Annotated in this window: 8 protein-coding genes and 1 pseudogene; 8 read left to right on the top strand and 1 reads right to left on the bottom strand. The window is 60.9% G+C overall.

Annotated features, from left to right (window positions below; all coding sequences use genetic code 11):
- Nucleotides 1–52 precede the first annotated feature (52 nt).
- Nucleotides 53–1,177 (bottom strand): polysaccharide deacetylase family protein, encoded by a 1,125-nt coding sequence (locus tag PSH87_RS05095; RefSeq protein WP_305432792.1) that lies wholly within the window; start codon nucleotides 1,175–1,177, stop codon nucleotides 53–55.
- A 119-nt stretch (nucleotides 1,178–1,296) separates the two neighbouring features.
- Between PSH87_RS05095 and yaaA the strand changes: the two genes are divergently transcribed.
- From yaaA to PSH87_RS05055, 8 genes and pseudogenes are all read left to right on the top strand, one after another.
- A complete protein-coding gene (gene yaaA / locus PSH87_RS05090) occupies nucleotides 1,297–2,076 on the top strand; it encodes a peroxide stress protein YaaA (RefSeq protein WP_017734521.1) in 780 nt (259 codons plus the stop codon).
- An 875-nt stretch (nucleotides 2,077–2,951) separates the two neighbouring features.
- Entirely contained in the window at nucleotides 2,952–4,268 is a 1,317-nt protein-coding gene (locus tag PSH87_RS05085) for a nucleotide sugar dehydrogenase (RefSeq protein WP_017738654.1), read from the top strand.
- A gap of 83 nt (nucleotides 4,269–4,351) precedes the next feature.
- A complete protein-coding gene (gene alg8, locus PSH87_RS05080) occupies nucleotides 4,352–5,833 on the top strand; it encodes a mannuronan synthase (RefSeq protein WP_017738655.1) in 1,482 nt (493 codons plus the stop codon).
- Nucleotides 5,834–5,869: 36 nt separating this feature from the next.
- Entirely contained in the window at nucleotides 5,870–7,036 is a 1,167-nt protein-coding gene (locus tag PSH87_RS05075) for an alginate biosynthesis protein Alg44 (RefSeq protein ID WP_257783050.1), read from the top strand.
- A 96-nt stretch (nucleotides 7,037–7,132) separates the two neighbouring features.
- Nucleotides 7,133–8,554, top strand: a complete 1,422-nt coding sequence (algK, locus tag PSH87_RS05070; RefSeq protein WP_305434258.1) for an alginate biosynthesis TPR repeat lipoprotein AlgK — start codon at nucleotides 7,133–7,135, stop codon at nucleotides 8,552–8,554.
- Nucleotides 8,551–10,034: pseudogene (locus PSH87_RS05065) on the top strand (alginate export family protein). Before algK ends, PSH87_RS05065 begins: the two are co-directional and overlap by 4 nt.
- Nucleotides 10,034–11,608, top strand: a complete 1,575-nt coding sequence (gene algG / locus PSH87_RS05060) for a mannuronan 5-epimerase AlgG (protein ID WP_305432791.1) — start codon at nucleotides 10,034–10,036, stop codon at nucleotides 11,606–11,608. Before PSH87_RS05065 ends, algG begins: the two are co-directional and overlap by 1 nt.
- Before the next feature lie 11 nt (nucleotides 11,609–11,619).
- Entirely contained in the window at nucleotides 11,620–13,062 is a 1,443-nt protein-coding gene (locus tag PSH87_RS05055; protein ID WP_305434256.1) for an alginate O-acetyltransferase, read from the top strand.
- Nucleotides 13,063–13,066 lie beyond the last annotated feature (4 nt).

Below are 13,066 nucleotides of genomic sequence, written 5' to 3'. Positions count from 1 at the left end.
TGTCGCACAAAATCACCCCAAAAAGGCCCCGCACCCAACAGGGCCGGGCACTTCAGCGAAACGCCTCACGGCAGTCCTGCCAACCCAATCCACTCTGTGCCGTCGCCTGCAGCAACTGCGGCAAAGCGACCCGCGCCTTGTCCTGGGTGTCGTGAAACACAATCACCCCTTTGCGCCACAGCAACATCAGCGTCAGCACCCGCTGCGCCGACTCATCGGCCTTGAGCTTGCCCGGTTCGTCCTGGGAATCGATGTCCCACAACGCCACCTGCAGGCCCTGGGACTGGAAGAAACCCTGGCTGTCGGCGCGCCGCTGGCCGTACGGCGGGCGGAACAGCGGCACATAGTTTTCCGGCATCAGGTTCTGCGCCAGCGAGGCGCTGCGGGTAATCGAACTTTGCCAATCGACCCAGTGGCTGTGGGAGCGGTACTGCCAGCCCTGGGTTCCCACGCACTGGCCTTGGTACAACGCCTGCACATCGGCGGCGGAACTGCGCTCCACCCGCGTTTGCAAGCTGCTGCCGAGAACAAAGAAGGTGGCGTTCATCTTTTGCTTGCGCAGGTAGTCGGCGAGCCAATCGGTGTTGCCACTGACGGGCGCGGGGCCACCGTCAAACGTCAGCAGGAACAGGCGGTCGTTGAATTCATCGCCATTGCGCTCATGGTCGCCGAAACGCGCGATTTCGCTGCTGATCTGCGGGAACAGCGCGGCCTTGCGCAGCAGTTCATCCAGATAACGTTCGTGAAACGCATGGCTGGGGGCCGCCCACCCTATATAGAAAGAATTTTCGCTGACCTCGAACTTGCCGGCCTGCTCGCGCAAGTCGTCCATGTTCTCCACCAGGTAGCAGAACGAGGCGTCCTCCTCGCAGCTCTGCTGGGCGAAGGTGTAGTTCTCCAGCAGGCGCTGCCAGAGCTGCCGGCGAAGGTCGTCGATGGCGGCCAGGTTGACGATCTTCAACCCCAGGCGCTGTTTGAGGGCTGCTTCATCCTGGGCTTCGCTGGCCAGCAGGCTGTGGGCGAACATGAGGATTTCTGCGCGCGAGGCCACGTCGAACAGCGCCGGGCTGCTGAGTTTTTCGGGCCAGGTGCCACGGTCCAGGCTGGCCACATCTGCCGGCGCCGCATGGACGTTCAGGCACAGCAGGCATGCCGACAATAAAAGCGCTATTCGCACGCAAGGTCTTCCTTTCCAGAGTTACCGCCCATCATAGCGGATCGTGCCTATCGCCATCATAGGTGGAGTCAAACCGCCCAAGCCCCTAGAATCCCCGCACGATTTAAGGAGACGACTTCATGCTGACGGTGATTTCCCCCGCCAAGACCCTCGATTTCGAGACCGCGCCTGCCACCGAGCGCTTTACCCAGCCGCAGTACCTGGACCATTCCCAGGTACTGATCGAGCAACTGCGCGAACTCAGCCCGGCGCAGATCAGCGAGCTGATGCATGTCTCCGACAAGATCGGCGGCCTCAACGCCGCCCGCTTCGGCAGCTGGACCCCAGCGTTCACCCCGGCCAACGCCAAGCAGGCGCTGCTGGCGTTCAAGGGTGACGTGTACACCGGCCTGAATGCCCAGACTTTCAGCGACGCCGACTTCAGCTACGCCCAGGACCACCTGCGCATGCTCTCCGGCCTCTACGGCCTGCTGCGCCCCCTGGACCTGATGATGCCGTACCGCCTGGAAATGGGCACCAAGCTGGCCAACGCCCGTGGCAAGGACCTCTACGCCTTCTGGGGCACCCGAATCAGCGAATGGCTGAACGAAGCCCTGGCCGAGCAAGGTGACGATGTGCTGCTGAACCTGGCGTCCAACGAGTACTTCTCGGCGGTCAAGCGCACGGCCCTGAACGCGCGGATCATCAACACCGAGTTCAAGGACTTGAAGAACGGCCAGTACAAGATCATCAGCTTCTACGCCAAGAAAGCCCGGGGCATGATGAGCCGCTTTGTGATTGAAGAACGTATCAGCGACCCGGCCAGGCTCAAGGAATTCGATGTGCAGGGTTATCGCTTCAATGCGGAGCAGTCCAAGCCGGACAAACTGGTGTTTTTGCGCGATCACGCACCGGAATAAAGCTCTCCAGAACACAGATGTTCAATTGTGGGAGCTGGCTTGCCTGCGATAGCGGTGTATCAGTAGTAGAAGTGCTGACTGACCCACCGCTATCGCAGGCAAGCCAGCTCCCACATTTTTTATTGCATTCCACTGCCAGAATCGCCATTTATTTGACGTCAAAAAACATTTTGACGTACTCCTAACAATTCTTTCACTCGACATTCGTCATTTTTTTTCGTAGTGGCACCACTTTTTTAAATCAGTAGTGGCACAAAACTATCCCCTCGCACCAACTCCCTGTAACTACTGGCCAAAATAGCAAGTGCTATCAATATAGTACCAGTGCCATCTTTTCTAATATTTCAGGAAATTTCTGGAAACAGGATGAGCGGGCTGGAACTTCGTCAAAATGGGCGGCTCATACCACCGGTAACGAAATTCTCTGTTTCTGTAGGAGATAACTTACACAGCGATCCAAGGAAGTAGCAAAGTTGCCCAACAACTTTGACTCATGGGTCACATCATCAACTGATAGTGAGTTGAGGGCAGCGATAAGGATCAATTGCTAACCCCTATAGGCCAAGGCAGCGCTTACCCAAATGTGTCGGTGATGACACCCAAGGCATTGATATTAAAGGGCTTAACGCCTCTATCAAGACCCTGCGGCACTGGCGCCGGGCCCTTCCCCCAGGAAGACCGGCTGCATTTGAGGGCAAGCCCCAATAACAAGGCCAAGTTGCGCACAACTTGAGTGCAATAGTTAGTCACTCGTTATTCAACATGCCTGTACACGGTAAGTCGGCGTCTATTCGCCCAACTTTCGTGGCATCAGTGACGCTTGCAAACATGAACTCCGGCCAATTATTGGCATGAATATTAAAGAGGTAAATGCGATGCGCATCAGCATATTTGGTCTCGGTTACGTTGGCGCAGTCTGTGCCGGTTGCCTGTCTGCCCGTGGCCACGAAGTGGTCGGCGTAGACATCTCCAAGGACAAGATCGACCTGATCAATGCAGGCAAATCGCCGATCGTTGAACCAGGTCTGGGTGAACTGTTGAGCCAGGGTATTGCAACCGGCCGACTGCGTGGCACCACCAACTTCGCCGACGCCATTCGCGACACCGACCTGTCGATGATCTGCGTCGGTACGCCGAGCAAGAAAAACGGCGACCTGGAACTCGACTACATCGAGGCCGTGTGCCGCGAGATCGGTTTTGTCCTGCGTGACAAGGCCACCCGCCACACCGTCGTGGTGCGCAGCACCGTGCTGCCCGGCACCGTGGCCAACGTGGTGATCCCGATCCTCGAAGACTGCTCCGGCAAGAAAGCCGGCGTCGACTTTGGCGTCGCGGTCAACCCGGAATTCCTGCGTGAATCCACCGCCATCGCCGACTACGACCTGCCACCGATGACCGTCATCGGCGAATTCGACAAAGCCTCCGGCGATGTCCTGCAGTCGCTGTACGAAGAACTCGACGCGCCGATCATCCGCAAGGACATCGCCGTCGCCGAAATGATCAAGTACACCTGCAACGTGTGGCACGCCACCAAGGTCACCTTCGCCAACGAAATCGGCAACATCGCCAAGGCCGTCGGCGTCGATGGCCGTGAAGTGATGGAAGTGGTGTGCCAGGACAAGACCCTCAACCTGTCCCAGTACTACATGCGCCCAGGCTTCGCCTTTGGCGGTTCGTGCCTGCCCAAAGACGTGCGCGCCCTCACCTACCGCGCCAGCTCCCTGGACGTGGAAGCGCCGCTGCTCAACTCGCTGATGCGCAGCAACGAGTCCCAGGTGCAAAACGCCTTTGACATCGTCAACAGCCACGACAAGCGCAAAGTCGCCCTGCTGGGCCTGAGCTTCAAGGCCGGCACCGATGACCTGCGCGAAAGCCCGCTGGTGGAACTGGCCGAAATGCTGATCGGCAAGGGCTTCGACCTGAGCATCTACGACAGCAACGTCGAGTACGCCCGTGTCCACGGCGCGAACAAGGACTACATCGAAGGCAAGATCCCTCACGTGTCGTCCCTGCTCAACTCGGACTTCGATGATGTGATCAACAACTCCGACGTGATCATCCTCGGCAACCGTGACGAGAAATTCCGCGCCCTGGCGCAGAACGCCCCGCACGGCAAGCAAGTGATCGACCTGGTGGGCTTCATGTCCAAGGCCACCTGCACCACCGGCCGTACCGAAGGCATTTGCTGGTAACAGCAACGGCAAGTTCCCGGCGGCGCGCGTTTCCATCCCCAGCGCGCGCCGCCTGGAGCCTTCATCACCTTCGGATGACGCTTATGTCCAAGTTAAAACACGTACTACTGCAATCTGCCGGTTGGCTGTTCTTTCTCAGCCTGCTGATGGGACTCGCCCTGCTCTTGCCGGCGAGTACGTTCGACTCGGAGTCGAAGAATTTTATTTTCCTGATTGGCGCCGTCGGCATCTGGCGCTACTCGATGGGTGCTACGCATTTCTTTCGCGGCATGCTGTTCCTGTACGTGGTCTACCCGCACCTGCGCCGCAAAGTGCGCAAGCTGGGCAAGGCCGCCGACCCGTCCCACGTGTTCCTGATGGTCACCAGTTTCCGTATCGATGCGCTGACCACCGCACAGGTCTACAGCTCGGTGATCCGCGAAGCCATCGAATGCGGCTTCCCCACCACCGTGGTCTGCTCGCTGGTGGAAATGTCCGATGAGCTGCTGGTGAAAAGCCTCTGGGAACGCATGAACCCGCCCGAGCACGTCAAGCTCGACTTCGTGCGCATCGCCGGTACCGGCAAGCGCGACGGCCTGGCCTTCGGCTTCCGTGCGATCTCCCGCCACTTGCCGGATGACCGCGCCGTGGTCGCCGTGATCGATGGCGACACCGTGCTCGCCGAAGGCGTCGTGCGCAAGACCGTGCCGTGGTTCCAGCTGTTCGGCAATGTCGGCGGCCTGACCACCAACGAATTCTGCGAAGTGCGCGGCGGCTACATCATGAGCGAGTGGCACAAGCTGCGCTTCGCCCAACGCCACATCAACATGTGCTCCATGGCCCTGTCCAAGCGCGTGCTGACCATGACCGGGCGCATGTCGGTGTTCCGCGCCAGTGTGGTGACCAACCCGGACTTCATCGCCGACGTCGAAAGCGACTCGCTGCAACACTGGCGCCTGGGCCGCTTCAAGTTCCTCACCGGCGACGACAAATCCAGCTGGTTCAGCCTGATGCGCCTCGGTTACGACACCTTCTACGTGCCCGACGCCGCGATCAACACCGTGGAACACCCGCCGGAAAAGAGCTTTATCAAGGCCAGCCGCAAGCTGATGTTCCGCTGGTACGGCAACAACCTGCGCCAGAACTCCCGCGCCCTCGGCCTGGGTGTGCGTCGCCTGGGCCTGTTCACCAGCGTGGTCTTGTTCGACCAGCGCGTATCGATGTGGACCTCCCTGCTTGGCCTGACCGTGGCAATCATCGCCACCTTCAAATACGGCGGCGCCTTCATCCTCGCGTACCTGCTGTGGATCGGCATCACCCGCCTGATCCTCACCCTGTTGCTGTCGTGCTCCGGCCACACCATCGGCCCGGCGTACCCGGTGATTCTCTATTACAACCAGATCATGGGCGCGCTGGTGAAGATCTACGTGTTCTTCCGCCTTGATCAACAGTCCTGGACCCGCCAGGACACCAAACTGACCCGCGATTTGGCCAGCTTTCAACGTTGGTTCAACACCTGGTCGTCTCGGACCATGACCTTCTCCGCCGGCAGCATTTTCGTCGCCGTGTTGCTGATGATGGTCTGACCCAGCCAAGCCTGAATTAACTAGGAACTACACACCATGAATAGCCAAGCAAACGTCAACGTTGTCCACGAATCCGAAGCCCAGCGCCAACATGCGCGGGTCAAAATCCCGGCCAAGCTGCGCTTCTTCGGCAATGACGGCAAACCCACCGAAGCGCGGGTAATCGACCTGTCTGCCGGCGGCCTGGCGTTCACCGCCACCCAGCCGCTGAACGTCGGTGAAGTGCACAAGGGCCGCCTGCAATTCGTGATCGATAACCTTGGCCTGGCGATGGACGTGGAGCTGCAGATCCGCTCCCACGACCGCCAGAGCGGCCGCACCGGTTGCCAGTTCCAGAACCTGGAGCAGCAGGATATTTCCACCCTGCGCCACCTGATCACTTCGCACCTGTCCGGTGACATCGTGTCGATGGGCGAAGTGTTGGCGACCCTGCAACGGGACAACTTCACCAAGGCGCGCAAGGTCAAGGACAGCGGCAGCGGCATGACCGCCTTCGGTCGCCTGCGGGCCGTGGTGTTCAGCGCGGGCATCTTCATCGTCGGCCTCGCCGCATTCGGCTTCGTCTTCAAGTCGGTGTACGGCATGTACTTCGTCAGCCATGCCCAGGCCGGTCTGGTCAGCGTGCCCGGCATGAACGTGACCATGCCCCGCGACGGCACCGTACAAAGCCTGCTCAAAGGTGACGGGATTGCGGCCAAAGGCGCGCCGCTGGCGACCTTCAGCACCAGCATGCTGGATGTGCTCAAGGGCCACCTGGACGAAGACCAACTGCAACCGGCCAAGGTTGAAGAGCTGTTCGGCAAGCAAATGACCGGCACCCTGACCTCGCCGTGCGACTGCGTAGTCGCCCAGCAAATGGTCGCCGATGGCCAATACGCCAACAAAGGCGACGTGATCTTCCAACTGGTGCCACGTGGCAGCCAGGCCAATGTGGAAGCGCGCTTCACCTATCGCCAGTTCGCCGACGTGCGTCCAGGCACCCAGGTGAGCTTCCAGGTCGCCGACGAAGAACAGACCCGCACCGGCACCATCGTCAGCAGCACCAGCCTGAACAGCGCCGACCTGTCCTCCGACATCCGCGTACAGATCAAGCCTGACGCGCCGCTGGACAGCACCTACGCCGGCCGCCCGGTGGAAGTGACCAGCGACCGTGGTCCGTCGCTGAACTGGCTGATCGACAAAGCCATGGCCAACGGTCTGTAAGCAGAGGACATGCCTGTGAACCCTATTTCAACAACAACACCGGCCAATGTGGGAGCCGGGCTTGCCCGCGATGGCGGTGGTGAATTCGACACCGCCATCGCAGGCAAGCCAGCTCCCACACAGAGCAGATCGCACTTCGCTTCGGCCTCTTGCGCGCTGGCGCTAGCCATCTCTTTAGCCGGCTGCGCCGGCCTGCCCGACCAACGCCTGGCCAACGAAGCCCTGAAACGCGGCGACACCGTCACCGCCCAGCAGAACTACCAGCAACTGGCCGACCTGGGTTACAGCGAGGCCCAAGTCGGCCTCGCCGATATCCAGGTGGGCACCCGCGACCCGGCGCAGATCAAACAGGCCGAAGCCACCTACCGCGCAGCCGCCGATACCTCGCCGCGCGCCCAGGCCCGTCTCGGTCGCCTGCTCGTGGCCAAGCCCGGCAGCACCGAAGCCGAACACCACGAAGCCGAAGGCCTGTTGAAAAAAGCCTTTGCCAATGGCGAAGGCAACACCCTGATTCCGCTGGCGATGCTCTATCTGCAATACCCGCATAGTTTCCCGAACGTAAACGCCCAGCAGCAGATCAGTAAATGGCAAGCCTCGGGTTACCCGGAAGCCGGTCTGGCCCAGGTGCTGCTGTATCGCACCCAAGGCACCTACGACCAGCATCTGGACGATGTTGAGCGCATCTGCAAAGCCGCGCTGAACACCACCGACATCTGCTACGTCGAGCTGGCCACGGTCTACCAGAAACAAGCCGCGCCCGAGAAACAGGCCGAGCTGCTCAAGCAGATGGAAGCCGGCTACAGCCGTGGCACCGTCACCGCCCAGCGTGTCGACAGTGTCGCCCGCGTACTCGGCGATGCCAGCCTCGGCACCCCGGACGAAAAAACCGCCCAGGCCCTGCTGGAAAAAATCGCCCCCGGCTACCCGGCGTCGTGGGTCAGCCTGGCGCAACTGCTCTACGACTTCCCCGAACTGGGCGACGTGGACCAGATGATGAAGTACCTGGACAACGGCCGCGCCGCCGACCAGCCGCGCGCCGAGCTGTTGCTGGGCAAGCTCTACTACGAAGGCAAGTGGGTGCCGGCCGACGCCAAGGCTGCCGAAGCGCACTTCCAGAAAGCCCAGGGCAAGGAAGTCGCCGCCGATTACTACCTCGGCCAGATCTACCGCCGTGGCTACCTCGGCCAGGTCTACTCGCAAAAGGCCCTGGACCACCTGCTGACCGCTGCGCGCAACGGCCAGAACAGCGCCGACTTCGCCATCGCCCAATTGTTTTCCCAAGGCAAGGGCACCAAGCCCGACCCATTGAACGCCTATGTCTTCAGCCAGTTGGCCAAAGCCCAGGACACGCCGGAAGCCAACGACCTGGCCACGCAACTTGAAGCGCCGCTGACAGCGGAGCAACGCGCCCAGGGCCAACGCCTGGTGCAACAAGAGCTGGCCACCCGCGGCACCCTGGCCCAGAGCACGTTGCAACTGCACGCCCTGGAAGAAGACGACGGCGAGGAATCCCTATGAAGCTCAACCCATTCGTCAAGGCCGGTATTGGCCTGACCTTCGCCCTGCTGTGGTCGTGTCCGACCCTGGCGGCGCTGACCGAAGCCAAGAACTTCGGCCTGGAAGTCAAAGCGACCGCCCAATCCGAAGACGACCGCGACCTGGGCACGCAAAAAGGCGGCGACGTCAACGGCATCGGCCTGGATGTGCGCCCATGGATCTACGGTGAAAGCGGCGCGTGGAGCGCCTATGCAATGGGGCAGGCGGTGGTGTCCAGCGACATCATCGAAACCGACACCCTGCAAGCGTCCGCCGATGATCAAAACCAGCAGACCACCAACAACGATCGCAAGGCCAAGAAAAACTACCTGGCCATGCGCGAGTTCTGGGTCGGCTACAGCGGCTTCACGCCCTACCCTGGCGAGATCCTCAAGCTCGGTCGCCAACGCCTGCGCAATGACGACGGCCAATGGCGCGACACCAATATCGAAGCGCTGAACTGGACGTTCGACACCACCCTGCTCAAAGCCAATGTGGGCGTCGCCGAACGCTTCAGCGAATACCGCACCGACCTCAAGGAACTGTCCCCGGTCGACAAAGACCGCCAGCACCTCTACGCCGACGCCGCCTACCAGTGGACGCCCGGCCAGTGGATCGGCCTGCGCGGCCACCACACCCATGACAACGGCAAGCTCGACTACCCAGAACCCGGTGTGGCCACCGACTCGCTGGACAAGCGCGAGAACGGCGACCTGACCTGGCTCGGCATCGAAGCCAACAGTGACGCCTATAACTGGCGCAACACCAACACTGTCAACTACTGGGCCAGCATCACCGGCATGCGCGGCGACCGTGACAAGGTCAACGCCCTGACCGCCGACGGTGAACGTCCGGCGCAAGCCAAGAACAGCGACGACCTCAGTGGCTGGGCCACCGACATCGGCGTGCGCCTGCGCCTCGACCCGCAGTGGCAAGTGGGTGCGGCCTATGCCCGCGCCAGCGCCGACTACGAGCAGAACGGCCTGCAAAGCAACCGCTCGAACTGGACCGGCACCCAGTCCCGCGTACACCGCTTCGGCGAAGCGTTTCGCGGCGAGATGAACAACATGCAGTCCATGAGCCTGTTCGGTTCGTGGCAGCTGCGCGAGGACTGACGCCAGCCTGGTGTACCACAAGTTCTGGCGCGTAGACGGCAACAAGCCGGTCAGCAGCAGCGGTATCGCGGTGCTGGACAACACCACCAACGCTGCTGGCGACATCGTATCGAGCACCTCGCTGCCACTGGCCGATGGCAAGAAAAGACCTGGGCCAGGAAATGGACCTGGTGGTCACCAAGTACTTCAAGAAAGGCTTGCTGCCAGCAGCCCTGAGCCAGTCCATTGACGAGCCTTCGGCCCTGGTGCGCTTCCGTGCCGGCGTGTTCAAGCCGGGCGACGCCTACGGCAGCAAGGTCGACTCGTACATGCACCGTGCGTTTGTCGACGTTGTGTGGAAATTCTGATGGGAGCCTGCGCGATGAAACCTCATACGTTGCTGGTCGCCGCGATGCTGATGGCCAACGCCACAGCCTTCGCCGACACCTCGCAGCCGGTCAAGGCGCCGACCATCGCCAAAGGGCTGCAACAGGCCAAGACCTACACCATTTCCAGCCCGCCGACGGCGCCGCTGGAAATGGCCAAGCCGGCCTTGCCTGACCTGTCGGGCTACACCGCGGCGGCGATGGAAAAGAAGATCGTGCGCAGCAAACAGGGCAAGGCCAGCATCCGCCGCATGATGCAGGAAGACGCCCTCAAGGACTTTATCGGCGGTGACAACAAGATGGCCGAATGGGTGGTGCGCCAACACGGCATTCCCCAGGCGATCTTTGTCGACGACGGCTACATGAACCTCAAGGACTTGCTGGGCAAGGTGCCCAAGCAGTACTTCAGCGAGACGTCGCCGGGTGTGTTCCTCGCCAAGCTGCCGATTGTGGTGGGGCGCAAGGGCATCCTCGACATCGACGGTAAGACCCAGGAGTTGCGCCTGTCCCAGGAAGCCGGTTCGTTCCTGATCAACGACGGCCAACTGTTTGTGCGTGATACGAAAGTCACCGGCTGGAGCGAAAAAGCCAACGGCCCGGCGCTGTTCAAGTCGCCCAAGGAGTTCCGCCCGTTCCTGCTGGCCTGGGGCGGCACCGAGACCTATATCTCCAAGACAGAGATGGCCAGCTTTGGCTACGCCAACAGCAAGTCCTACGGCGTGAGTATTTCCCAGTACACGCCGAACATGGCCAAGGTGCTCAAGCGTTCCGAGCCGACCGGCTGGATCATCGACTCCGAGTTCTCGGACATGTGGTACGGCTTCTACTGCTACGAGACCGAAGGCTTTGTCATCAAGGGCAACACCTACAAAGACAACATCGTCTACGGTATCGACCCCCACGACCGTTCCCACGGCCTGATAATCGCCGACAACACGGTCTACGGGACGAAGAAGAAGCACGGCATCATCATTTCCCGGGAAGTGAACGACAGCTTTATCTTCAACAACCGCAGCTACGACAACAAGCTCTCGGGCCTGGTGCTGGACCGTAACAGCGTCAACAACTTCGTGGCCGACAACGAGTTCTACCGCAACCACACCGACGGCATCACCCTCTATGAGAGCGGCGACAACCTGCTGTGGGGCAACAAGGTGATCGCCAACCGTCGCCACGGCATCCGCGTGCGCAACAGCGTGAACATCAAGCTGTACGAAAACACCTCGATGGCCAACGGCCTGACCGGCCTCTACGGCCATATCAAGGACTTGACCGACACCGACCGCGACATCGCCCTCGACCCGTTTGACGCGAAAGTCTCGCTGATCGTGGTCGGCGGCGAACTCGCGGGCAACGGTAGCGGGCCGCTGTCCATCGACTCGCCGTTGAGCGTGGAGCTGTACCGCGTGTCGATGCTGGCGCCGACCAAATCCAGCGGCATCAGCTTCAACGGTGTGCTGGGTGATCGCCAGGAAGAGATTCTCGACCTGCTGGTGCGCCAGCAGAAAGCCGTGCTGATCGACCCTGTCGAACGCCAGACCGAAATGCAGGACTGAGGATGACCCTTATGCACCCACACATGATCAAACTGCTGAGCCTCTCGGGTCTGACCCTCGGCCTGCTCGCGGCCAGCCAAGGCGTGCGCGCCGATGAAGTGCAGGCGCCGAGCTTCACTGCCGAACCGTGCTGCAGCCTGTGCCCGGCGGCCCATGACGCGAAGAACTACAACACGCGCTACCAGCAGAACTTCACCACCCTGGTGCAAGCCCAGGGCGACTGGCTGTTCCGTACCCAGGAAGACCTGCGTACCGAATTCGACACCACCCCGGCCGGCTACAAGCGCATGCAGCAACTGCACGATGCGTTCAAGGCCAAGGGCGTGGAACTGGTGGTGGTCTACCAGCCGACCCGTGGCCTGGTGAACCGCAACAAGCTCAACCCCGAAGAGAAAGCCAAGTTCGACTTCGACAAGGCCCTGGGTAACTACAAGACCATGCTCGGCCGTTTCGCCAAGATGGGCTACGTGGTGCCAGACCTGTCGCCGTTGACCAATGAGCAACTGCCGGATGAGTTGCCCGCCCACGATTTCTACTTCCGTGGCGACCAACACTGGACGCCATACGGCGCCCAGCGCACGGCAAAAATCGTCGGCGCCAAAGTGCGCGCCATGCCCGAGTTCGCCGATATTCCCAAGCGCGAATTCGAAACCACCCGCTCCGGGCGCATGGGCAAGACCGGCACCCTGCACAACATGGCCGGGCAACTGTGCGGCACCAGCTACGCGATCCAGTACATGGACCAGTTCACCACCGAGCCCAAGGGCGAAGCGGGCGACGGCGACCTGTTCGGCGATTCGGGCAACCCGCAGATCACCCTCGTCGGCACCAGCCACAGCGGCAAGAACTACAACTTTGCCGGCTTCCTCGAACAGGAAATCGGTGCCGACATCCTCAACGTCGCCTTCCCCGGCGGTGGCCTGGAAGGCTCGATGATCCAGTACCTGGGCAGCGATGAATTCCAGAAGAGCCCGCCGAAAATCCTTATCTGGGAATTCTCGCCGCTGTACCGCCTGGACCAGGAGACCATCTACCGCCAGATGATGTCGCTGCTGGACAACGGCTGCGAAGGCAAGCCGGCACAGATGAGCGCCAGCACGTCGTTGAAACCCGGCAAGAACGAATTGATGGTCAACAGTTCGAACAAAGACCTGCGTAACGCCAATCACCAGGTTGATATCCGCTTCGCCGACCCGTCGGTGAAAACCCTGCAAGCCACCCTCTGGTACATGAACGGGCGCCACGAGGACATCAAGATCGAAAAACCCGAGACATCCGACACAGACGGGCGTTTCGCCTTCGAACTGCGCACCGATGAAGACTGGGCCGCGCAGAACCTGCTGGCCGTGGAGGTGCAGGGTCCAGAAAAGGGCGCGCAGAAGGTTGAAGCGAAAATTTGCACACGCAACGTATTCCCTGCCGGTGGTCAACAGACCGCCTCAGCCGGGCAATGAGGTT

Source organism: Pseudomonas sp. FP453 (assembly GCF_030687495.1).
Taxonomy (GTDB): domain Bacteria; phylum Pseudomonadota; class Gammaproteobacteria; order Pseudomonadales; family Pseudomonadaceae; genus Aquipseudomonas.
Note: the sequence above shows the minus strand (reverse complement) of the source record. Positions and strands in the feature narration are given on the sequence as shown.

Coding starts and splice junctions, on each gene's coding strand:
- yaaA (WP_017734521.1), top strand. CDS start 1,297: ATGCTGACGGTGATTTCCCCCGCCAAGACCCTCGATTTCGAGACCGCG.
- PSH87_RS05085 (WP_017738654.1), top strand. CDS start 2,952: ATGCGCATCAGCATATTTGGTCTCGGTTACGTTGGCGCAGTCTGTGCC.
- alg8 (WP_017738655.1), top strand. CDS start 4,352: ATGTCCAAGTTAAAACACGTACTACTGCAATCTGCCGGTTGGCTGTTC.
- PSH87_RS05075 (WP_257783050.1), top strand. CDS start 5,870: ATGAATAGCCAAGCAAACGTCAACGTTGTCCACGAATCCGAAGCCCAG.
- algG (WP_305432791.1), top strand. CDS start 10,034: ATGGGAGCCTGCGCGATGAAACCTCATACGTTGCTGGTCGCCGCGATG.
- PSH87_RS05055 (WP_305434256.1), top strand. CDS start 11,620: ATGCACCCACACATGATCAAACTGCTGAGCCTCTCGGGTCTGACCCTC.